Genomic DNA, 21541 nt, shown 5'->3' on the forward strand with positions numbered 1-21541 from the left:
CGCTCAGGCGATGCCCAGCATCGACTCCTCGTCGCTGTCCGCGCTCTCCGCGTCGCGCGGCCTCCTGCCGTCGGCGGCCGTGCCCTCGCGTTGCCGCGGCAGCTCCGCCGCCGGCTCCGATGCGGGGAGCTTCGCTGCTTCGCGCTCCGCGTCGGCGAGTTGCGCTGGTCCGCGCTCCGCGTCGGGGAGCTGCGCCGGCTTTTCGCTCGGGGCTTCGCCCATCGCGCCGATGCGCTTCGCGGTGTCGACGAACTGGAGGAGTTCGACCGGGAACGGCAGCACCAGGGTCGAGTTCTTCTCCGCCGCCACCTCGACGACCGTTTCCAGCAGGCGGAGCTGGAGCGCGGCCGGGGTGTCGGCCATGACGTGGGCCGCGTCGGCGAGCTTGCGGGACGCCTGGAACTCGCCGTCCGCCGAGATGACTCGCGAACGCCGCTCGCGTTCCGCTTCGGCCTGGCGGGCGATCGAGCGCTTCATGGATTCCGGCAGCGAGACGTCCTTGATCTCCACCCGGTCGATGTGCACGCCCCAGCCCAGCGCCGGGCTGTCGATCATCAGCTCCAGGCCCTGGTTGAGCCGTTCGCGGTTGGACAGCAGGTCGTCCAGGTCGCTCTTGCCGATGATCGAACGCAGCGAGGTCTGCGCGACCTGCCCCATGGCGAACAGGTAGTCCTCGACGTTGACGATCGCGCGCGCCGGGTCCTCGACCTTGAAGTACACGACCGCGTCCACCCGGACGGTCACGTTGTCGCGGGTGATGCCCTCCTGGGCGGGCACCGGCATGGTGACGATCTGCAGGTTGACCTTCCGCATCCGGTCCATCACCGGGACGATCGTGGTCAGCCCGGGCCCGCGGGTGAGCTCCTGCAGGCGGCCGAAGCGGAACACCACGCCGCGCTCGTACTGCTTGATGACCTTGACGCTCGCGGCGACGTAGACAACACCCAGGGCGATGATGAGGATCAGCAGTTCGATGAGCATGGCTGGCTCCCGGGCTCGACTTCTGGCCTTGCCCGGCGACCCGTCTCCGGCGCCTGCGTAGATCGGGTGATCTGCGTGGTGTGCACGGCCGGCATCGCCGGCACCACTAGATCTTTTCTTCGTATCGTACGCCGCCGCACGCTCGTGTGAATCCCTCGTGAACAGGCATTTCGCCGCTCGGCGCGGTGGCCGGGCAGGCGTCGGCGGCCGAAGGCCCGTGCGTACTCTCGACCACATGACGATCGAAGGCCCGTGGGGTGAGCCGAACGGCGCGGAGCGCCCCCAGGAGAAGCAACGCGGACCCGTGGTGCTGCGCCGGTCGAGGTTGCGCGAACCCACCACCACCGACCAGCGGCTGCTGGACTCGCGCGGCCCGTCGGACTGGGTGCACACCGATCCGTGGCGGGTGATGCGCATCCAGTCCGAGTTCGTGGAGGGCTTCGGCGCGCTCGCCGAGGTGCCGCGCGCGGTGACCGTGTTCGGTTCGGCGCGGACGCCGCGGGAGCACCCGGAGTACGCCACCGGCGTCGAGCTCGGCGCCGCGCTGGCGAAGATCGGTTGCGCGGTGATCACCGGCGGCGGCCCGGGCGCGATGGAGGCCGTCAACCGCGGCGCGTCGGAGGCCGGCGGGCTGTCCATCGGGCTCGGCATCGAGCTGCCGTTCGAGCAGGGCCTCAACCCGTGGGTGGACCTCGGCGTCAACTTCCGCTACTTCTTCGTCCGCAAGACGATGTTCATCAAGTACGCGCAGGCGTTCGTCTGCCTGCCCGGTGGCTTCGGCACCATGGACGAGCTGTTCGAGTCGTTGACCCTGGTGCAGACCAAGAAGGTCACCAAGTTCCCGGTGGTGCTGTTCGGCAAGTCCTACTGGCAGGGTCTGTACGACTGGATCCGCGACAGCATGCACGCCGCGGGCAAGATCGGCGACAAGGACCTCGCGCTGCTGCACCTCACCGACGACATCGACGACGCGGTCAGCATCGTGCAGGAGGCGTACGAGGCGTGGGAGGCCACTCATTGAGCAGCGTTGAGCCCGAGGAGACCACTGTGGACATCGCCGTCTGCGTCTACTGCGCGTCGCGCCCGGTGCCGCAGCAACACCTGGACCTGGCGGCGGAGGTGGGCACCAAGATCGCCAAGCGCGGCTGGTCGCTGGTCTCCGGTGGCGGGCGCGTGTCGATGATGGGCGAGGTCGCCCGGGCGACGCGGGCCGGCGGCGGCCGGACCATCGGCGTCATCCCGCGCGCCCTGGTGGACCTCGAGGTCGCCGACACCGATGCCGACGAGCTGCTGGTCGTGGACACGATGCGGGAGCGCAAGGGCCTGATGGACGCGCACGCGACGGCGTTCCTCGCGCTGCCCGGCGGCATCGGCACCTGCGAGGAGCTGTTCGAGATCTGGACCGCCCGCTACATCGGCATGCACGCCAAGCCGGTCGTGCTGCTCGACCCGGACGGCCACTACCGCGGCTTGCTGGACTGGCTGCACGGCCTGGTGGACACCGGATTCGCCACCCGGCACTCGCTGGACGCGCTCACGGTGGCCACCGACGTCGACGAGGCGCTCGACGCCTGCGTCGCAAGCCGGGAACCGGGTGCCTGAGGTTCCGCCACCCGCACCACGACGCAAGTCGATCCGTGTACCTCCAATGGCCGATGACGTGCCAGGATCTGGAGTTGTGCAGGCTCTCCGGTTCCGCGACAAGGACATGCCCCAAGACCGACCGCTGGTGATGGCGATCGTCAACCGCACCCGCGACTCGTTCTTCGACCGGGGGCGGACCTTCGCCGCCGATGCGGCCACCGCCGCCGTGGACCGGGCCGTCGCCGACGGCGCGGACATCATCGACATCGGCGGGGTCCGCGCCGGGGCGCAGGGCGAGACGGTGGACGCCGCCGAGGAGATCGATCGGGTGGTGCCGTTCGTCGCCGCGGTCCGGGAACGCCACCCGGACCTGGTGATCAGCGTCGACACCTGGCGGCACGACGTGGCCCGGCAGGTGTGCGAGGCCGGGGCGGACCTGCTCAACGACACCTGGGCGGGCGCCGATCCGCTGCTCGCCGAGGTGGCGGCCGAGTTCGGCGTCGGCGTGGTGTGCTCGCACACCGGCGGCCTGCCGCCGCGCACCGACCCGTACCGGCCCCGCTACGCCGACGCGGTCGCCGAGGTGACGGCCGAACTCGTCGAGCGGGCGGAGCGGATGGTGCGGCTCGGGGTGCCCGCGCACGGCGTGCTGATCGACCCGACCCACGACTTCGGCAAGAACACCTGGCACGGCCTGGCGCTGCTGCGGCGGGTCGGCGAGCTGGTGGCCACCGGTTGGCCGGTGCTGATGGCGTTGTCCAACAAGGACTTCATCGGCGAGACGCTGGGCGCGGAGGTGACGGAGCGCCTGGAGGGCACGCTGGCGGCCACCGCGATCGCGGCCTGGGGCGGCGCCCGGATCTTCCGCGCGCACCACGTGCTGGAGACCCGCCGGACGGTCGAGATGGTCGCGGCCATCGCGGGCACCCATCCGCCGGACCAGGTCCTCCGCGCCCTCGCCTGAGGCTTCGTGAGCACTCGATCCGGTAGAACCGGCATCAGCGCTCGCGAGGCGGTGGTTCAGAGGTCGCCGACGGCCCGATTGAGCAGCTGGGTGAGGATCGCAATCGGCACGTCCGGGCGGACCTCCCGGAGCACCGGGGCCAGCCGCAGCCACCGGGACTGGACGCGCGGCGGGCTCGGCGGCGTCCTGGTCAGCTCGTCGACGAGCTCCTCCAGCCGCCACTGCGCCTCGTCCCGCTCCATGCTCGCCTCCGGGTGCTGGTCGATCACGTCGACGAGCATCGCGAGGTACGAGCGGAGTTGGTCGAGGGCCTGCTGTCGCGGGGCGAAGGTCGTCTCGGCGTCGAGTCGCGAAGCACCGGTGGTTTCCTGGGCGCTGTCGTTGGACACGGCAATCGGCTCCTGATCGCTCGCCCGGTACATCCGACATCGCAGTGTGGCGGGAATCGAGTGCTGTCAACGGATTTTCGGGTTTGCGCCACCCGAACGGCGCACTGTGATGGACGTCATTCGGAGTCCGGATCGCGAAAGGACCTAGGTCCTCTTGCGGAAGGCCGGTGACAGTGGTCGCAAATGACCGTAGAGTCGCTACTTGTGAAGGCTGATGCGCTCCGCGGCCACCTGGACGCCCTGCTGCTGGCCACGCTCGACGGCAGGGCCTTGCATGGTTACGCGATCATCGAGGCGCTGCAGGAACGCAGTGGCGGCGCCCTTGATCTGCCCACCGGGACGGTATACCCGGCGCTGCGCAGACTGGAGCGCGCCGGCTACGTGCAGAGCACCTGGAGCACCGTCGGCGGGCGGCAGCGCCGCACCTACCGCCTGACCCAGACCGGCGTGCAGACGCTGCAGAACGAGCGCCGCGCCTGGCGCGAGTTCACCTCCGCCATCGAGGGCGTGCTAGAGGCCGCACCCGCCAAGACCTGACCGTGGCCGCGGCGGTTCGCCGTTCGTGCCACGATTGACGACCGTGGCTAGTGCGCTCATCTACCTGTTCGTGGTGCTCGCGGTCGCTGCGGTGGCCTACCTGCTGGCTTCGCTGGTCTTCGGCCGCGGCGAGCAGCTCGCGCCGCTGCCGCCGGGCTCGACCCCGACCCGCCTGCCCCCGGCCGACATCGAGGGTGCCGACGTGCGCGCGTTGCGGTTCCAGCAGGTCCTCCGCGGCTACAAGGCGTCGGAGGTGGACTGGGCGCTGGAGCGCCTCGCCGGGGAACTCGACGAACTGCACGGCCGGATCGCAGTCCTGGAGCGGCAGCTCGACGCCGCGGGCGAGCAGCTGCAGGAGGCCCGGGCCGGGCGTCCCGACGAGCCGGAGGGCTGACCGGTGCGCCCGGTCGAGCTGCGGCTGAGCGTGCCGGTCGAGGCGCCGCCCGAGGTGGTGTGGGCGGCGGCGACGGACTGGGCGCGGCAGGGCGAGTGGATGCTGGGCACCGAGGTGCACGCGCTCGGCGGCCCCGACGGGCCCGGCGCGCAGCTGGTGGCGGTCACCGGCTTCCGCGGGTTCGGCGTCGTGGACCGGATGGAGATCGTCGAATGGCGGCCGCCGCAGACCTGCCGGGTGCGCCACCACGGACGGCTGATCGTCGGCGACGGCGGGTTCGACGTGGTCCGGTGCGGCAATGCGGCGTCGACGTTCCTGTGGTGGGAACGGCTGGTGCTGCCGCCCGGCGGCGCGCTGGTCTGGCCGGTGGTGCGGCCGGCCTTCGTCTGGGGCATGCGCCGGTCGCTGACTGCTTTCGCGGCGTTCTGCCGCGGCTATTCGGGCGGCGGGGAAACCGGCTGATCCCGGTGCCGCGGCCGTCGCATACCTCGGCCCCACGACGCGCTGGGCACCACCTGTCGGCGCGCAGCCCGACGTTTCCGCTGGTCACGGGTCGTGAGCGTTTTGGAGCGCCATAGCAGCCCAAACCACTCACGACCCGGGGGTGCCTCAGTGACCGGTGAAGTGGGGGGTTCGCTTCTCGACGAACGCCGCGACGGCCTCCCGGTGGTCGGCCGTCGCCCCGGCCTCCGCCTGCGCTCCCGCCTCCACGGCGAGCGCCTCGGCCAGGCCTTCGGCGGCCGCCGCCAGCATCGCCTCCTTGATCCGGGCGTAGGCGCTGGTCGGTCCGGCCGCCATCCGCTTGGCCAGCTCGGTGGCCGCCGCGACGGCTTCACCGGCGTCGACGACCCGGTTCACCATGCCGATCCGCAGCGCCTCCTCGGCTGCCACCGGCTCGGCCAGCAGCAGCAGTTCCATCGCCCGGCCGTAGCCGATCAGCCTCGGCAACGTCCACGACGCGCCGGAGTCCGTCGACAGCCCGACGTTGGCGAAGGCCATCAGGAACTTCGCGTTCGCCGCGGCCACCCGCAGATCGCACGCGTAGGCCAGCGACGCGCCCGCCCCGGCGGCGGTGCCGTTGACCGCGGCGATCACCGGCTTCGGCATGCTCGTCACGGCCCGGATGATCGGGTTGTAGTGCTCTTCGACCGTGTTCAGCGGTGCCGGGTCGCCGGAGTTCAGCAGCGCGACGTGCTCCTTGAGGTCCTGGCCCGCGCAGAACGCCTTCCCCGCGCCGGTGATCACCAGCGCGCGCACCGAGTCGTCGGCGGCGGCCTCCCGCAGCGCGGTGATCAGGGCCTGCTTGAGCTCGACGTCGAGCGAGTTGAACGACTCGGGGCGGTTCAGCGTGAGCAGGCGCACACCTGCGGTGTCCTCGGTCAGCAGCACGTCGGTCACTTCGCACTCCTCTTCCTGCGGTCCGTTGTGTCGGGTCGCGAGATCGCCGCTCGACTTTCCAAAGTGGACTCCGGGGGTCGCGCGAAGTCCCGAGTAGACAGTGTTGTGGCTGGTCGCCCGGGTAGTGGTCGAGCGCCGCGGGGGCCGGTCCGGCGCCGGGCGCGGACCGTCGGCCCGGAAGCGCCGACGGTCGCGCCGGAATGCACCGGAACAGCCCGCACGGGACGTGAGTCTGCCAGCCCCCGCGGGCATTCGACCAGCGCACGGGCGACACGAGTTGATCGGTTCGGTTTCGTCCCCGCCTCGGGATGGGGGAGAATGGGGGAGGACCCGAGCTGGTTGTGGCGACCAGCGGGGGAAGAGTTCACGGAGGGAGCACGCTATGGCGGCCATGAAGCCCCGGACCGGTGACGGTCCCCTCGAGGTGACTAAGGAGGGACGCGGCATCGTGATGCGCGTCCCGCTTGAGGGTGGTGGGCGGCTCGTCGTCGAGATGTCGGTCGAGGAGGCCAAGAACCTGGGCGACGCCCTGGAGTCGGCCACCGGCTGAGGCCGCCGGCCGGCGGTCGGGGTAGCGGCGCTGCCCCCAACGCCCGAGGCGACAACGCAATCGAGTCGACGACGAGTGGCGAGCTTCTTCGCCGCGGTCGGGCCCCGGTGCCATGGGTGGCACCGGGGCCGTCGTCGATGGCAGGCAAGTCCTCGCCCCTCCCCGTGATCGTCGGGGGCCTTCGTTCGGGCGCGCATCGTGACCGGACGTGCGAGGACGGTAACTTCTACAGCTGTCGTTGAACTCGTTCCGGTTCAGCCGTTTCGAGGGCAGGCAGTCGAATGCGCGCGGCCAGCCGTGCAGGAAGGTCTTCTCGTGTCCGGTTCTTCAGTGTTCCGCTCCGCCCAGCCGGTCCGCGACGCGGACCCGGCGCTGCCCGCCATCCCGACGTCACTGGTCGAAGTGGACGTCGTGCGGCAGTGGCGGGATGGCGTGCCGGGCGCGGTCGCGGTCTTCGACGGCGAGTCGGGCCCGGACCTGGCGACGGCAGCCGAACCGTTCGATGTGGACATCGCGGTGCTGCAGGCCGTAGGCGCTTCCTCGTCGGCCGGTGACGTCCGCGCGCTGCCTCTGCCGTCGGGTGGCGTCGGTTGGGTCGTGGGTGTCGGCTCGGGCGAGCCGGTGAAGTGGCGCAGCGCCGGCGCCGCGCTCGCACGCGCGCTGCGCGCGAGGCTGGACCAGGCGGCGGAGTCCGACGACGAGGTCGGCGACCTCGGGGACGCCTCCGACGCGGACTACCTCCAGATCCGGCTGCCCGACGACGTCGACGGCGAAGCGGTTTCGGCGCTGACGCTGGGCTTGGCGCTGGGCGGCTACCGGTTCCGGGTGACCGCCAAGCCGACCCCGCCGCGCCTGCGGAAGGTCTTGCTGGTGGCGCCGGAAGGCGCCGACGTGGCGGCGCTGGACGAACAGGTCCGGCGCACCCGCGAGCTGGCGGCGGCCACCGCGCTGGCCCGCGATCTCGCCAACGCTCCCTCGAACATCAAGGACCCGGCCTGGTTCACCGGCGTCGCCGCCGAGCTGGCCGCCGACGTGCCGGACCTGACCGCCGTGGTGCGGGACGAGAAGTGGCTGGCCGACAACGGTTTCGGCGGGATCCTCGCGGTCGGCGGCGGTTCGTCGAGGCCGCCCCGGCTGCTGGAGCTGACCTACCGGCCGAAGGACGTCGAGGGCCCGCACCTGGTGCTGGTCGGCAAGGGCATCACCTTCGACACCGGCGGCATCTCGATCAAGCCCGCCGAGGGCATGCACCTGATGCGCACCGACATGTCCGGCGGCGCGGCGGTGATCGGCGCGCTGCTGACCATCGCCCGGCTGGAGCTGCCGGTCCGGGTGACCGGCCTGGTGCCGTCGGCGGAGAACCACGTGTCCGGCAGCGCGTACCGGCCCGGCGACATCGTCCGGCACTACAGCGGCACCACGACGGAGGTCGGCAACACCGACGCCGAGGGCCGCATGGTGCTCGCCGACGCCCTCGCCTACGCGGTGGACCGGCTGGAGCCGGACCTGCTGGTGGACGTCGCGACGCTGACCGGCGCGATGAAGGTCGCCCTGGGCCTGCGCACCGGCGGGCTGTTCGCCACCGACGGCGAGCTGGCCGATCGCGTCCGGGAGGCCGGGCAGCGGGTCGGCGAGGCCTGGTGGCGGATGCCGCTGCTGGAGGACCACGCGGAAGACGTGAAGGGCCGGCTCGCGGACGTGAAGCAGACGCCGCCGGGGCCCGGCGGCATCACGGCGGCGCTGTTCCTGCGCGAGTTCACGGGCGGCCTGCCGTGGGCGCACCTGGACATCGCGGGCCCGGCCCGGGCGGACAAGGACTACGCGGAGGTGGTGTCGGGAGGCACGGGCTTCGCGGCCCGAAGCCTCGTCGCCCTCGCCGCAAGCTTCTCGAACTGACCCCTCGAACTGATCCCTCGAACAACGCCCTCGAACCGATCTCCCCAGAAGATCTCCTCAGAGTGATCTCTACGGAGTGATCGCTCGGTGCGGTGAGTGGTTCCGCAGTTTCAATTGAAACTGCGGAACCACGGCGTGTCGGGGCCACGACACACCGACGGCTGTGGACTACTTCCGCAATTTCAATGGAAATCGGACCTTCGATTTCCATTGAAATTGCGGAGGGTGAAGTCGCGGAAGGTGCGGACCGCCGGCGGAAGCGCCCGGCCCGCCGGCCAGGCCAGGCCGATCGTGCGGTGCGCGGGTGGATCCAGCGGCACCTCGACCGTGCCCGGCGCCGGGCCGTTGTCGCCCGGCGGCAGCAGAGCCACGCCGAGCCCGGCGGCGACCAGTCCGCGCACCGTGTCGACCTCCTCGCTCTCGAAGGCCAGCCGCGGTTCGAAACCCGCGCGCTCGGCCAGGCCCGCGAAGATCTGCCGGAGTCCGTAGCCGGGGCGGGTCGCCACGAAGTCGTCCCCGGCGAGCTCGGCCAGCCGCAGCCTGCGGCGCCGGGCCAGCCGGTGCCGCGCGAACAGCACTGCGACCAGCGGCTCTTCCCGGAGCGACGCGGTTTCCCAGTGCGGATCGTGCTCCGGCAGCGGCGAGACGACGCAGAGGTCGATCTCGCCAGACCAGGCGCGCGCGAGCATGCTGTTGCGCGGCCCCTGCACGAGCCCGAACCGCACGTGCGGGTGCACGTCGCGGAACTCGCGCAGCAGCGGCGGCACCAGCGTGCTGCCCATCGTGTGCTGGAACCCGAACGTCACCTGGCCCCGGTCGGGGTCGATCTCCTCGATCACGGCCCGGCAGCCGGCCTCCAGCCCGCGCATCGCGTCTTCGGCGGCCGCCGCGAGCAGGGCTCCGGCGCGGGTCAGGTGGATGCCGCGACCCTGCCGCACGATCACCGGCGTGCCGAGTCGATCGCCCAGCTTGGCCAGCGCGCGGCTGACCGTCGGCTGCGGGACGCCCAGGGACTCCGCTGCTCGTGTGAGATGGCCCTCGGCCGCGACCGCGCGCAGCAGGGCGAGCGACGGGGCGAGGTGGGCCGCTAGCTGCGACGAGTCGTCCGGCTCGGCTGATTCATTCATCACCGCATCAATCATGCGGCATTCCAGCATTGGACGCATCAGTCGGGGCTACTTACGTTCGAGCACGTGAACGCAGTCGACCCGGCCCGCATCCGCAAGATCCGCATCGCCCTGCTGCTCGGCGCGCTGGCGATGTTCGCGCTGCTCTACGCGCCGCAGCCGGTGCTGCCGCAGCTTGCCGAGGTCTTCGCGCTGAACCCGGGCACGGCGGCGCTGCTCATCTCGGCGAGCACGCTCGGGCTGGCCGTCGCGGCGATCCCGCTCGGCACGCTGTCGGAAGCGGTCGGCCGTCGCCGCACGATGATCGCGGCCTTGCTGACCGCCGAGGTCCTGGGCTTGCTGCTGCCGTGGGTGCCGTTCTTCCCGGTGCTCGTGGCCGTTCGCCTGGTGCAGGGTGCGGCGATCGCCGGCCTGGCCGCGGTCGCGGCCGCATACCTGGCCGACGAGACCGGCGGTGAGCAGCTGGGCACGACGATGGGGCTCTACGTCGCGGGCACCACCATCGGCGGCATGGGTGGCCGGCTGCTGGGCGGCGTGGTCGGCGACTTCGCCGGCTGGCACGGCGGATTGCTGGCGGTGGCCGTGCTCGCCGGGGTGTGCACGGTGCTGTTCGTGGTGCTGCTGCCGGCCGAACGCAATCATCAGCGGCAACCGCTGCGCTGGAGCCCGCTCCTCGGCGGCTTGCGCGCCGCGCTCAGCGACCCGGTGCTCTACGCGCCGTACCTGGTCGCCGCGCTCGGCATGGGCGCCTTCGTCACCGTCTACAACGTGCTCGGCTTCCGCCTCGCCGCACCGCCGCTGCTGGTGTCGCCGGCGCTCGCAGCGCTCGCGTTCCTCGCCTACGCCGCGGGAACGGTCACCTCCACACTCGCCGGGCGCGCCGCCGATCGCTGGGGGCGCATCCAGGTGCTGCTCGCCGGCCTGGCGGTGACGGCGCTGGGTCTGCTGCTGATGCTCGCCGACAGCCTGCCCGTGATCGTGGTGGGCCTGGTCGTGTTCACCGGCGGATTCTTCGCCGCGCACTCGGTGGCGAGCGGATGGGTCGGGGCGCGGGCATCGGCATCGGCCCGCGGTCAGGCGTCCGCGCTGTACCAGTTCGCCTACTACGGCGGCAGCAGCGTGGGCGGCGTGCTGGGCGGCGCGGCCTACGGCTCGTGGGGCTGGTCCGGGATGACGGTCCTGCTGTGCTGCTGGCTGGCGGTGGCGGCGGCCGGGGCGTGGCTCGTCCGCACGGCGCCCAAGCGCGTCGCGGTCGAGGTCTGATCAGGTCGCGTCGGAGTCGTACGGCGGGCGCTCACCCGGCGCGAGCGGCCGCTGCTCGGGCTTGGGCGGGTCGGCCGGCTTCGCCTGGTGCCCGTTGCTGCCGTTGCCGTTGAGGCCGTCGAGCGGGTTCTCCCCGTCGAAGAGGTGCTTGGTCACGGCCGTGCGCGGGTTGAAGTTGCGGATGCCGCGCAGGTCTTCCAGCGGTTTGCGCAGCTCGTCGAACTCCGGGCCCAGCTCGGACTTGATCTGCTCGCGGGCTCCGGTCGCGTACTCCTTGACCTGGCGGACGGTCCGGCCCAGCCACGCCGCGCCTTGCGGCAGCCGCTCCGGGCCGAGGATGAACAGCCCGGCCACGACGAGGACCAGGATCTCGAGCCAGCCGACGCTTTCGAACACCTCTCGACTACCTCCGGGTCCTCCACGGCTCGCGGACCAGCACCGCGCGCTGCCAACGCATCCCCAGGGTACCGACAGGGTGATCCGGGTAGGAGGGCGAACTGGCCCAGCACGCCGCCTTCACGAACTGTTAGCTGCTCGTTCGGCTCGCCGCACCGCAAGCGGTGCGGCCCTTGCGGCGGGATGGCATTCCCGGGGTTGCGCGGTTCGCGGTTTCCACTGGTCACCGAGGTCGTGAGTGCTTTGGGGTGCGATAGCAGCCAAAAGTGCTCACGACCACGATGCCTGGCGAAGCCTGTACCCGGGGGCCGTCGTGCCGCTGGCAAAACCGCGAAACTTCCCGCCCGGCCGGACCAGGCGGAACCCGCCGTTCACCGCAGGGTCACGTCGAGCACCAGCTCGCGGCCCTGCCGCACCACGGTGACCGGCACCCGCTCGCCGACCTGGTGCCGGTCGACGGCCACGATCAGCTCGTCGGCGCCGGCCACCTTGCGCTCGCCGACCCGGATGATCACATCGCCCTCGGCGATCCCGGCCGCCGCCGCGGCGCTGCCGTCCTGCACGTTCTGCACCTGGGCGCCGTCGGCGAGCCCATCGCTGACCGATTTGGCGTTGACGCCGAGATCGGCGTGCTGCACGTTGCCGGTGCGGATCAGCTCCTCGGCGATGCGCCGGACGTCGTCGATCGGGATCGCGAAGCCCAGCCCGATCGAGCCGCCTTCGCCGCCGGCCCCGAGCGTCCGGATCGCGCTGTTGATGCCGACCACCGCGCCGTTGCCGTCGACCAGGGCGCCGCCGGAGTTGCCGGGGTTGATCGCGGCGTCGGTCTGGATCGCGTCGATGACCGCGTTGGTGTCGGTGCCCTCGCCGGCCAGCCGCATCGGGCGGTGCACCGAGCTGACGATGCCGGTGGTCACGGTGCCCGCCAGGCCCAGCGGCGAGCCGATGGCGATCACCTCGTCGCCGACCGCCAGCTCGTCGGAGCGGCCGAGCTGGGCGACCGTCGGGTTGGACACCTCGACCTTGATCACCGCCAGGTCGGTCTTGACGTCGCGGCCGACGATCCGGGCGGGCACCCGGGTGCCGTCGTGGAAGACCGTGGAGACCAGCGCGCCCGGGGTGTCGGCGGCCATCGAGATGACGTGGTTGTTCGTGACCACGTAGCCGTTGCCGTCGATGACGACCCCGGAGCCGCTGCCGCCCTGCGCGCCGACGCGCACCTCGATCGACACGACGGCGGGGACCACGCGCTGCGCAACCGCGGCGACGGTGCCCTTCGGCCGGTCCTTGCCCTGCTCCACCTCGGCCAGGGTGACGTCGGGATTGGTGAGCGGATTGCCCTCCTCGGCGGTGATCCGGCCGAGCAGCCCGCCGGCCAGCCCGATGAGCAGGGCGACCACGGCGAGGATCACGAGCGCGCGCGGGTGCACCCGGCGGCCGAACAGGACTTCGCGGGCGCTGAGCAGCGGGCCGGTTTCGGTGTTCTCGGGCTTCTCCTCCTGCTCCTCGCCGAGTGCAGGTGGACCGATCACCGCGCCTGCGGCGGGGTTGCGCCACGGGTCGCTCTCGCCGGAGTTCCACAGTGCCGGCTCCTCGCCCGGCTCGGGCGCCATCGGCTGCTCGCCGGGCGCGCGCTGGAGCTTCTCGCTGCTGGCGCGCGGTCGGCCGAACGCCTTGGACAGCGCTTCCGGCGGGGGCGGACCCTGTTCGATGCCGCGCGTCGGGACGTCGCGCCGGTTCGGGTCGAAGCTGCCGGTCACGCCCCTCGGGCGGCCGAACGTCGAGCTCTGCGACGGGTCGACGGCGGGGCGCTGCAGCGGGCGCGGTGCGAGGCGGGGCGGGGATGCCTGGCCGTTTCGCATGGGGCGGTCCGCCGCGGCCGGCACTCCGCGGGCGGGGCTGGCCGCGCCCTGCCACGGATGCACGGGTTCGGCTGGCCGTCCGTTGGGACCCTGCTGGCCTGCTTCGGGCTGATCCCGGCGCTGCTGGTCGGCGTCGGGGCCCTGTGCGGGCGTTCCTGGCTGGTCGCTCATCGCTCCCCGGGCATGCGGTCGGAACTCGTCCGTTCGAGTGGATCACACGGGCGAGGAGCCCGTGCCACCGGCATGTGGACACACCGCCGGCGTGCCCATTTTGCCGGGCGACCGGTGAAGTTCGTGTGGGAGCGGGCTAAGTCGTCCGGCCGGATCAGTTCCCCGGCGGCGCGCTCGCCGAGGTGCTCGGAACCGGGACCTCGGACGAGGGCTGCCGGCTGGGGGACGGGTCGCCGGGCAGGTCTTCGCGCGCCGACGCCGGGATGACGGCGTTGGTGAACGCGCCGCCGGGCAGCGGGCTCGGTACGCCCGGCACCGGCTGGCCGTCGTCGTCCGTCGGCAGGTTCATCAGCGCGAGCGCGCCCAGCACCAAGCCGGAGAACACCACGCCGGCCCCCTGCCGGGTTCGGCGGCCGACCCGCCGCGCCGGTGCCGCCGCGGCATCACCGGCAAAAGGGGGCACGCTGCCGAGGGGTTGCTGGCTGCCGCCGAGCGGCCGCGAGGATCCGAGCGCCGCTCCGTCGCCGAACCGCTTCGTGCGGGCCGGGCGGGTCACGGCGACCAGCTGGCCGTCCTCGGTCAGCGCGAGGCCGTCCGGCTGGCTGGGCAGTTCTGCGTGCGCCGGGATGGCCTGCAGTGCTTGCAGGAACTTCGGCGAGATCGACGGCGTGCCGGCCGCCCGAACCGCGGCGCGGGCCTGCCGCTGGGCGGCGGCGTCCGAGGTGCACGCCGGGCAGTGGGCCAGGTGGGAGACGGCGCGATCATGGGCGCTCGGGCTCAGCTCGCCGTCCACCAACGCGACGATCGCGTCCAGCGCGAGGTGCTGCTCCGGCAGCCCCCACCCACGCAAAACCGTCATTCGTCAAACCTCCCGGGCATGCTCGCGGCGAGCTTCCAAGGTGGCCTTCAACATCTGGCGCCCGCGGTGAATCCTGCTGCGCACAGTACCCAGCTTCACGCCCAAGGTGGCACCGATCTCCTCGTAGGAGAGCCCCTCGACGTCGCAGAGCACCACCGCCGCCCGGAACTCCGGCGGCAGTTCGTCCAGCGCCGCCTGCAGGTCGGGGTCGAGGTGGGTGTCGCTGAAGACCTGCTCAGGGCTCGGGCCACCGCCGGGCAACCGGTCGGTGTCCTCGGGCAGGCCCTCCATGCGCAGGCGGGACCTGCGGCGGGCCATGTCGAGGAACAGGTTCGTGGTGATCCGGTGCAGCCAGCCCTCGAACGTTCCCGGCTTGTACGACGCCAGCGACCGGAACACCCGGATGAAGGTCTCCTGGGTCAGGTCCTCGGCGTCGTGCTGGTTGCCGGTCAGGCGGTACGCCAACCGGTAGACCCGGTCTGCGTGCTGCCGGACCACCTCGTCCCACGTCGGAGGGGTCCAGTTGACCTCTTCCGCGGCGGGCGAGACGGTGCTCTGTTGGACACTGGGGGCCACACTCATCGGCTGTGTTGCCATTGGGCGAGAAGCCACCTCCTGTGCGGTTGCATCTCCAAGAACGAACATGTCGCCTCCGTTGTTCCCGGCGGTGTCGTCAAGGAGACGCCGATGGGTGTCGGTTATGACGTGTCTACTCTCGTATGCCCTGGTGAGGTAGCGATTAAAGACGCCTGAGAACAGGCTGAGAACCTGACGTGATGCGGGTCGCACCGCCGGCCCGCCGGAAACGGCCCCCTAACGATGTCGGCCGCCCGGGTCACGGCGGCGAGCAACGTCGATAACCTTTCGCGTTGTGATACCCGAGACGCCGGTGGGTGCCGGGCCCGTGGGCCGGAACCAGGTGCGATCCGGCGCGCCGACGGACACCTCGGTCGGGGCGTCGTCGCTGCACGTGCTGCGCTTCCTGGCGGCGGCGTTGCGGGCCAAGGCCGCCGTGGAGGTCGGCACCGGCTCGGGCGAGAGCGCGCTGTGGCTGCTCCAGGGCATGATGCCGGACGGCGTGCTGACGTCGATCGACGCGGATGCGTCCGCGCAGCGGACGGCGCGCGCGACGCTGCGGGAGGCGGGCGTGCCGACCGGCCGGACGCGGCTGATCGCCGGCCGCGCGATCGACCTGATGCCGCGGCTCACGGAGGGCGGCTACGACCTGGTGTCGGTGGGCATCGCGACCACGGACTACCCCAGGTACCTGGAGCTCGGCGTCCGCCTGCTGCGCCCGGGTGGCGTGATCGTGTTCGCGGGTGTGCAGCTGGCCAGCCCGGACGCCCGGAGCGCGCTGGCCCTGGCGCTGCGCGACCTGGTCCGGGCGATCCAGACCGACGAGAACCTGGTCCCGGTCACGCTCCCGACTGGTCCCGGCCTGCTCGCGGTCGCCAAACGAGACTGACCCCGGACACCCGCCTCGACTGCTCCCAGGCACCCGCTTCCGCCCGATCCCAGGCGCCCGCCTCTCGAGATGTCGGCCCAGGTGTCGGCCCTCTCCCCGACCGGAGTACTCCCGATGGGGTGATGATCCGCAATTTCAATGGAAATCGGACCTTCGATTTCCATTGAAATTGCGGAACGGCGTCAGGCGGGGGAGACGGAGAGGAGTTTGCCCGCGAGGCCGCGGGCCCGGGTGGACAGGCGCTTGGCGATGTCGTTGAGGACCACCGCCGCGGGCGAGTCGGGGGCTTCCAGGACCAGCGGGGTGCCGTTGTCGCCGGCTTCGCGCAGGCGCGGGTCCAGCGGCACCTGGCCGAGCAGTGGCACGTCCGACCCGATCGAGCGGCTCAGCGATTCCGCGACCAGCTGGCCGCCGCCGGAGCCGAAGATCTCCATCCGCTGGCCGTCCGGCAGCTCCATCCAGGACATGTTCTCCACCACGCCGGCCAGCCGCTGCCGCGTCTGCATCGCGATCGCCCCGGCCCGCTCCGCGACCTCGGCCGCGGCCTGCTGCGGGGTGGTGACGACCAGGATCTCCGCGTTCGGGATCAGCTGGGCGGTGGACAGCGCCACGTCACCGGTGCCGGGCGGCAGGTCGAGCAGCAGGACGTCCAGGTCGCCCCAGAAGACGTCGGACAGGAACTGCTGCAGCGCGCGGTGCAGCATCGGTCCGCGCCAGACCACCGGGGTGTTGCCGGGGGTGAACATGCCGATGGAGATGACCTTCACGCCGTGCGCCTGCGGCGGCATGATCATCTTCTCCACCTGGGTGGGCTTGCCGCCCGCGCCCAGCATCCGCGGCACCGAGTGGCCGTAGATGTCGGCGTCGACCACGCCGACCGACAGGCCGCGCTTGGCCATCGCGACCGCGAGGTTGACCGTCACGCTGGACTTGCCGACCCCGCCCTTGCCGGACGCCACGCAGTAGACGCGCGTCATCGAGCCGGGCTCGGCGAACGGGATGCGCGGTTCCTCGGCGCTGCCGCGCAGCATCTTGCGCAGCTCGGTGCGCTGCTCGTCGCTCATCACGTCGAGCTCGACCCGCACCGAGGCGACGCCTTCGACGGCGGACACGGCACCGGTCACCCGCTGCGTGATCGTCTCCCGCATCGGGCAACCCTGGACCGTCAGGTACACCTCGACCGCAACATCGCCGTCGGGGCCGATGGACACGCTCTTGACCATGCCCAGGTCGGTGATCGGCCGACGGATCTCCGGGTCCTCGACCTGGCTGAGGGCCTTCCGAACGGCGTCCTCGGTGGGCGCGGACTGCGTACTGGTCACGGTTACCTCGGCAAGCTGGAGTTGCGGACGTGGTCGGTGGTCGCTTCGCTGGGCGCCAGCCTCGAAGGGTCTCACACCTCGCTGCTGGCAATCCCATGCTACGGACCGGTAGCCGGGCGCGGACAGGGCTGCGGGCCGTGGCATCGCGCTGGTCAGTGGGGCGAGCGGGACAGAATGTGATTCTTGTTCGGGGGCGCTGCGCAGTCAGGCGAACGCGTTCCGTAATATCAATCTTCGTGGCCGAGACGGCTCTTGATCGATTACCGACTCGAAGTGAATTGTTGGCGTACCGCAGTTTCCTCCGCGCGCACGCCAGGGTCACGCGCTGCCTGGAGGGCGACCTGATCGCCGAGCAACGGCTCACGCTCGCCGCCTACGACGTCCTCGAAGCGCTGGCAGAAGCCCCGGAGCAGCGGCTCCGGATGACCGAACTAGCGGATGTCGTGCTGCTGTCGCGCTCCGGCGTGACCAGGCTCGTGGACCGCCTCGAACGGCTCGGGCTGGTGCGTCGCGTCCGGGTCGATTCGGACGGGCGTGGGGTCCAGGCCGTGATCACCGAACGTGGCGAAGCGCGGCTGCAGCTGGCGGCGTCGACGCACCGCACCGGCGTGGCGCGGTACTTCCTGTCCGCCACCGCGGGGGAGCTGGAGGCGCTGATGCGCACCTGCGAGCGGCTGGCCGACGGGGGTGTGCCGTCGCCGCCGGGGCAGCGTGCGCAAGCATGAGGGTGTGCACGATGCGAACTCCACGGCTCCCGAACGGCTGATCCGCGCGGTCGGCCTGGTGCGGTTCGCGGACCGGCGGTTGCTGCTGGTCCGCGCCGACTACCAGGACGCGTTCTACCTGCCCGGCGGCAAGATCGACCCGGGCGAGACCGAGGTGCAGGCGCTGCACCGGGAGGTGCGGGAGGAGCTCGGCGTCGGCCTGGTGGGGGCGGACTTCCTAGGCCGCTACGTCACCGACGCGGTCGGGCAGGGAGACGGGGTGCAGGTCGAGCTCATCTGCTACACGGGTGAGCTGGACGGTGCCCCGGAGCCGGCGGCCGAGATCGCGGAGCTCGCCTGGTGCACCCGCGAGGAGTACGCGGCCCACGAGGTCACGGCCCCGGCGATCGTCGCCCTCTTCGCCGACCTCGACCCGGCCTGATCCCGGTTTCAACTGGAACCGCGGGTTCCCCGCGGTGTTCCGCGGTTTCAATTGAAACTGCGGATCAGGCGTCGTCGGGGTCTCGGGAGCCGGTGCGGGCTCGGCGCTTCTCCGCCTCGCTCTGCAGGCCCGGGAGCTCTTCGCGGAGCCGGTCCAGTTCGCTGCGCAGGTAGTCGCGGGTGGCGACCTCGCCGATCGCCAGGCGCAGCGCGGCGAGCTCGCGGGCCAGGTAGTCCGTGTCCGCCTTGGTCTGGGCCGCTCGCGCTCGGTCTTCCTCCAGCGAGACCCGGTCCCGGTCGTCCTGGCGGTTCTGCGCGAGCAGGATCAGCGGAGCGGCGTACGAGGCCTGGGTGGAGAAGGCCAGGTTGAGCAGGATGAACGGGTACGGGTCCCACTGCAGGCCGATGGCGAACAGGTTCGCCGAGATCCAGGCGATCACGAACACGGTCATCCAGAACAGGAACTTGCCGGTGCCGAGGAACCGGGCGATCCGCTCCGAGATCTGCCCGAACAGCTCCGGGTCGAACGAGACCGCGAACCGGTGCGGCGGGCGAGGTTGGTCGAGTCGGCGGCGGGTCAGCAGCTCGGGCATCAGTGCGCCTCCCGGTTCGTCGGCCGGTCGGTGGGGCCGGGCTCCGGTCCGGGAAGCCCGCTCTCCCGCCAGTTCTCCGGCAGCAGGTGGTCGAGCACGTCGTCGACGGTGACCGCGCCGATGAGGTGTTCCTCGTCGTCCAGCACCGGCCCGCACACCAGGTTGTATGCGGCGAAGTAGCGGGTGACGTCGGTCAGCGACGCGCTGGCCGGGAGGCTCGCCAGGTCGGTGTCCAGCGCGCCGGCGACCAGGGTCGACGGTGGTTCGCGGAGCAGCCGCTGGATGTGCACGCAGCCCAGGTAGCGGCCGGTCGGCGTGGCCGACGGCGGGCGGCAGACGAACACCAGGCTTGCCAGCGCCACCGGCAGGTCGGGGTTGCGCGCCATCGCCAGCGCCTCGGCGATGGTCGCGTCCGGCCCGACCACGATCGGCTCCGGCGTCATCAGGCCGCCCGCGGTGTCGGACGAGTACGCCATCAGCCGCTTGACCGGTGCGGATTCCTCCGGCGCCATCAGCCCGAGCAGCCGCTCCTTGTCCACTTCGGACAATTCGGCGAGCAGGTCGGCGGCGTCGTCCGGGTTCATCGCCTCCAGCACGTCCGCCGCGCGCTCTTCGTCCAGGTGTTCCAGAAGGTCCTTCTGGTCTTCCTCGGGCAGCTCCTCGACGACGTCGGCGAGCCGCTCGTCGTCCAGCGCCTCGGCCACCTCGTAGCGGCGCTTGGTCGGCAGCTCGTGCAGGGTGCTCGCGACGTCGACGGCGCGCATGGTGTCGAACATGGCGAGCAGCTGCTGCACGCCCTGCGGTTTGCCGGTCAGCTCCGCGACGGCCAGCCCGGTGACCTGGTCCCAGTCCAGCACCTGCGTCGGGCCGCGCCGGCCGAGCCGCCCGGTGCGCTCCCGGACCGCGAGCTTGGCCAGCTGCCAGTCGCGGGTGCGGATCTGCTCCATCGCGACGTCCACCAGGACCGCGGGCGCATGGGTGGAGTCGATGACGACCCGGGCGTCCAGCAGCTGGCCGAGCACCAGGAGCTCGTTGGGGCGCTGGTGGAAGTGCCGCAGGTTCACCGACCCCGTCGCCAGCGTCACCGCGCTCGACTCGATCCGGGTGACCCGCAGCATCGGCACGAAGATCCGGCGCCGGGTGGGCAGCTCGAGGACCAGGCCGAGGACGCGCGGCGGCTGCCGCCGGACGCTGAGCCCGGCGACGACGTCGCGCACCCGGCCGATCGATTCCCCGTCCGGCCCGAACACCGACAAGCCGGCCATCCGGGCCGCGAAAACCCTGGTCGCGGCTGCCACGTGGCTCAGGCTATGCACTCTTCCGGTCGTCCGCCGCCCGAAGATCGGCCCTGTGCCGCCGGGCACTTGTCCGGTTCCGGCGGCGGGGTGCGTGGTACACACGCAACGACTCGCGAGGCCAGAGGAGGACAACGTGGACGGTCGACGTGCCCGGCGGAGCTGCCTGGCGGTGCCGGGCTCCAGCGCGAAGATGATCGACAAGGCGCGCGGGCTGGCCGCCGACCAGTTCTTCCTGGACCTCGAGGACGCGGTCGCGCCGCTGGCGAAGGCCGAGGCGCGGGACCGGATCGTCGGCGCGCTGAACGAGGGCGGCTGGGGCGAGAAGATCCGCTCGGTGCGGGTCAACGCGCTGGACACCGAGTGGACCTACCGGGACGTCGTGACCGTCGTGGAGGGCGCGGGCGCCGAGCTCGACTCGATCATCCTGCCGAAGGTGAGCACCCCGGAGCACGTGCGCTGGCTGGACCTGACGCTGACGCAGATCGAGCGGGCCACCGGGCTGGAGACCGGCCGGATCGGCATCGAACCGCAGATCGAGGACGCCCGCGGCCTGGTCGAGGTGGACGCGATCGCCGCCGCCTCGCCGCGGGTGACGGCGCTGGTCTACGGGCCTGCCGACTTCATGGCGTCGATCAACATGCGGTCGCTGGTCGTCGGCCACCAGCCGCCCGGCTACGACGTCGGCGACGCCTACCACTACATCCTGATGCGCATCCTGGTCGCGGCCCGCGCGGCCGGGGTGCAGGCGATCGACGGGCCGTACCTGCAGATCAAGGACGTCGACGGGCTGCGCGCGGTGGGCGGCAGGTCGGCGGCGCTGGGCTTCGACGGCAAGTGGGTGCTGCACCCGGCGCAGGTGGACGCGGTCAACGAGCTCTTCTCGCCGCAGCAGGAGGATTACGACCACGCCGAGAACATCCTGGACGCCTACGAGTGGCACACCTCGGCGGCCGGCGGGAAGCGCGGCGCGGCGATGCTGGGCGACGAGATGATCGACGAGGCGTCCCGGAAGATGGCGCTGGTGATCTCGGGCAAGGGCCGCGCGGCGGGCATGGCCCGGACCGACCGCTGGACCCCGCCGGAATCCTGATCGCGGCGCTGCAGGTCGCCTGCGCCGTTTTCGCGCGAAACCGCCACCCCAACCCGACCGCGCGACCCTCGAACGGCTTTGCCGCCGCATCACCACCACCCGCCTGCCGCCACCCCGAACAGCCGCTGCGGTGATGCGGAGTGCTCGCGATCCCGCGCCTGCCGGGGAGGCGCCGGGCGGGTGGTGGTGATGCGCTGTCCGGGGCTCGGTGCGGTGGCGGACGGGTTGAGTTCGCCTGTTGGAGATCGGCCGTGGCG

24 protein-coding genes are annotated in these 21541 nt (G+C 71.7%); 13 read left to right on the plus strand and 11 right to left on the minus strand.

The genetic code is table 11. The annotated features are described in order from the left end of the window. Positions 1-3: 3 nt before the first annotated feature. Positions 4-981 carry an SPFH domain-containing protein gene (locus tag ACWEV3_RS17200; protein ID WP_452614800.1) on the minus strand — a complete coding sequence of 326 codons (978 nt, stop codon included), beginning with the start codon at positions 979-981 and terminating at the stop codon, positions 4-6. Between the two features lie 235 nt (positions 982-1216). Here ACWEV3_RS17200 and ACWEV3_RS17205 point away from each other — a divergent pair, with 235 nt between their 5' ends. The 3 genes from ACWEV3_RS17205 (at position 1217) to folP (ending at position 3529) form a co-directional block, all read left to right on the plus strand. Further along, positions 1217-2002, plus strand: a complete 786-nt coding sequence (locus ACWEV3_RS17205) for an LOG family protein (RefSeq protein WP_452614801.1) — start codon at positions 1217-1219, stop codon at positions 2000-2002. Next, complete coding sequence (locus tag ACWEV3_RS17210) at positions 1999-2583, plus strand: LOG family protein (RefSeq protein ID WP_452614802.1); 585 nt, start codon at positions 1999-2001, stop codon at positions 2581-2583. The genes ACWEV3_RS17205 and ACWEV3_RS17210 overlap by 4 nt, the downstream gene beginning before the upstream one ends. Positions 2584-2689: 106 nt before the next feature. Beyond that, positions 2690-3529 carry a dihydropteroate synthase gene (gene folP / locus ACWEV3_RS17215; protein WP_452614843.1) on the plus strand — a complete coding sequence of 280 codons (840 nt, stop codon included), beginning with the start codon at positions 2690-2692 and terminating at the stop codon, positions 3527-3529. 56 nt (positions 3530-3585) lie between these two features. Here folP and ACWEV3_RS17220 read toward each other — a convergent pair whose 3' ends face one another. Further along, a complete protein-coding gene (locus ACWEV3_RS17220; protein WP_452614803.1) occupies positions 3586-3918 on the minus strand; it encodes a hypothetical protein in 333 nt (110 codons plus the stop codon). A gap of 204 nt (positions 3919-4122) precedes the next feature. On the opposite strand from ACWEV3_RS17220, the gene ACWEV3_RS17225 reads away from it, so the two are divergent. Genes ACWEV3_RS17225 through ACWEV3_RS17235 form a run of 3 tightly spaced genes read left to right on the plus strand, consistent with a single transcriptional unit; the run spans position 4123 to position 5311 of the window. Continuing rightward, complete coding sequence (locus ACWEV3_RS17225; protein ID WP_093273407.1) at positions 4123-4455, plus strand: PadR family transcriptional regulator; 333 nt, start codon at positions 4123-4125, stop codon at positions 4453-4455. Positions 4456-4498: 43 nt separating this feature from the next. After that, positions 4499-4849, plus strand: a complete 351-nt coding sequence (locus ACWEV3_RS17230) for a DivIVA domain-containing protein (protein ID WP_358575057.1) — start codon at positions 4499-4501, stop codon at positions 4847-4849. Between the two features lie 3 nt (positions 4850-4852). Beyond that, positions 4853-5311 carry an SRPBCC family protein gene (locus tag ACWEV3_RS17235; RefSeq protein ID WP_358575056.1) on the plus strand — a complete coding sequence of 153 codons (459 nt, stop codon included), beginning with the start codon at positions 4853-4855 and terminating at the stop codon, positions 5309-5311. A 147-nt stretch (positions 5312-5458) separates the two neighbouring features. Here the strand turns inward: ACWEV3_RS17235 and ACWEV3_RS17240 are convergent, their stop codons facing one another. Continuing rightward, the gene (locus ACWEV3_RS17240) at positions 5459-6247 is read right to left on the minus strand and encodes an enoyl-CoA hydratase (protein WP_452614804.1); all 789 of its coding nucleotides are present in this window, start codon (positions 6245-6247) and stop codon (positions 5459-5461) included. A gap of 382 nt (positions 6248-6629) precedes the next feature. Between ACWEV3_RS17240 and ACWEV3_RS17245 the strand changes: the two genes are divergently transcribed. Both ACWEV3_RS17245 and ACWEV3_RS17250 read left to right on the plus strand, forming a co-directional pair. After that, positions 6630-6797, plus strand: coding sequence for a DUF3117 domain-containing protein (locus ACWEV3_RS17245; protein WP_009949794.1), 168 nt, complete (start codon positions 6630-6632; stop codon positions 6795-6797). Positions 6798-7112: 315 nt separating this feature from the next. Next, positions 7113-8693 carry a leucyl aminopeptidase gene (locus tag ACWEV3_RS17250; RefSeq protein WP_452614805.1) on the plus strand — a complete coding sequence of 527 codons (1581 nt, stop codon included), beginning with the start codon at positions 7113-7115 and terminating at the stop codon, positions 8691-8693. A 182-nt stretch (positions 8694-8875) separates the two neighbouring features. Here ACWEV3_RS17250 and ACWEV3_RS17255 read toward each other — a convergent pair whose 3' ends face one another. Beyond that, entirely contained in the window at positions 8876-9820 is a 945-nt protein-coding gene (locus ACWEV3_RS17255) for a LysR substrate-binding domain-containing protein (RefSeq protein ID WP_452614844.1), read from the minus strand. 66 nt (positions 9821-9886) lie between these two features. On the opposite strand from ACWEV3_RS17255, the gene ACWEV3_RS17260 reads away from it, so the two are divergent. Then, entirely contained in the window at positions 9887-11083 is a 1197-nt protein-coding gene (locus ACWEV3_RS17260) for an MFS transporter (RefSeq protein WP_452614806.1), read from the plus strand. On the opposite strand, the gene tatB is transcribed toward ACWEV3_RS17260, so the two are convergent. The 4 genes from tatB to sigE form a co-directional block, all read right to left on the minus strand. Next, positions 11084-11479 (minus strand): Sec-independent protein translocase protein TatB, encoded by a 396-nt coding sequence (gene tatB / locus ACWEV3_RS17265; protein WP_132483196.1) that lies wholly within the window; start codon positions 11477-11479, stop codon positions 11084-11086. It abuts the gene before it with no gap. A 371-nt stretch (positions 11480-11850) separates the two neighbouring features. Continuing rightward, on the minus strand, positions 11851-13512 hold the full coding sequence (locus ACWEV3_RS17270; RefSeq protein ID WP_452614807.1) for a trypsin-like peptidase domain-containing protein: 1662 nt from the start codon (positions 13510-13512) through the stop codon (positions 11851-11853). A gap of 154 nt (positions 13513-13666) precedes the next feature. Then, on the minus strand, positions 13667-14371 hold the full coding sequence (locus ACWEV3_RS17275; protein WP_452614808.1) for a zf-HC2 domain-containing protein: 705 nt from the start codon (positions 14369-14371) through the stop codon (positions 13667-13669). A 3-nt stretch (positions 14372-14374) separates the two neighbouring features. After that, positions 14375-14968 carry an RNA polymerase sigma factor SigE gene (gene sigE, locus ACWEV3_RS17280; protein WP_452614809.1) on the minus strand — a complete coding sequence of 198 codons (594 nt, stop codon included), beginning with the start codon at positions 14966-14968 and terminating at the stop codon, positions 14375-14377. Between the two features lie 307 nt (positions 14969-15275). Here sigE and ACWEV3_RS17285 point away from each other — a divergent pair, with 307 nt between their 5' ends. Further along, the gene (locus tag ACWEV3_RS17285) at positions 15276-15836 is read left to right on the plus strand and encodes an O-methyltransferase (protein ID WP_452614810.1); all 561 of its coding nucleotides are present in this window, start codon (positions 15276-15278) and stop codon (positions 15834-15836) included. A 182-nt stretch (positions 15837-16018) separates the two neighbouring features. Here the strand turns inward: ACWEV3_RS17285 and ACWEV3_RS17290 are convergent, their stop codons facing one another. After that, positions 16019-17158: an Mrp/NBP35 family ATP-binding protein gene (locus ACWEV3_RS17290; RefSeq protein ID WP_452614811.1), complete on the minus strand. Its 1140-nt coding sequence runs from the start codon at positions 17156-17158 to the stop codon at positions 16019-16021. Positions 17159-17436: 278 nt separating this feature from the next. On the opposite strand from ACWEV3_RS17290, the gene ACWEV3_RS17295 reads away from it, so the two are divergent. Next, positions 17437-17883, plus strand: a complete 447-nt coding sequence (locus ACWEV3_RS17295) for a MarR family winged helix-turn-helix transcriptional regulator (protein ID WP_223839536.1) — start codon at positions 17437-17439, stop codon at positions 17881-17883. Between the two features lie 4 nt (positions 17884-17887). Continuing rightward, positions 17888-18304 (plus strand): NUDIX hydrolase, encoded by a 417-nt coding sequence (locus tag ACWEV3_RS17300; protein WP_452614812.1) that lies wholly within the window; start codon positions 17888-17890, stop codon positions 18302-18304. A gap of 64 nt (positions 18305-18368) precedes the next feature. On the opposite strand, the gene ACWEV3_RS17305 is transcribed toward ACWEV3_RS17300, so the two are convergent. Beyond that, positions 18369-18896 (minus strand): DUF1003 domain-containing protein, encoded by a 528-nt coding sequence (locus tag ACWEV3_RS17305; RefSeq protein ID WP_452614813.1) that lies wholly within the window; start codon positions 18894-18896, stop codon positions 18369-18371. Beyond that, positions 18896-20194, minus strand: a complete 1299-nt coding sequence (locus ACWEV3_RS17310) for a magnesium transporter MgtE N-terminal domain-containing protein (protein ID WP_452614814.1) — start codon at positions 20192-20194, stop codon at positions 18896-18898. Before ACWEV3_RS17310 ends, ACWEV3_RS17305 begins: the two co-directional genes overlap by 1 nt. A 133-nt stretch (positions 20195-20327) precedes the next feature. Here ACWEV3_RS17310 and ACWEV3_RS17315 point away from each other — a divergent pair, with 133 nt between their 5' ends. Further along, positions 20328-21284 carry an HpcH/HpaI aldolase/citrate lyase family protein gene (locus tag ACWEV3_RS17315; RefSeq protein ID WP_452614815.1) on the plus strand — a complete coding sequence of 319 codons (957 nt, stop codon included), beginning with the start codon at positions 20328-20330 and terminating at the stop codon, positions 21282-21284. Positions 21285-21541 lie beyond the last annotated feature (257 nt).

The organism is Saccharopolyspora sp. NPDC003752 (assembly GCF_053605825.1).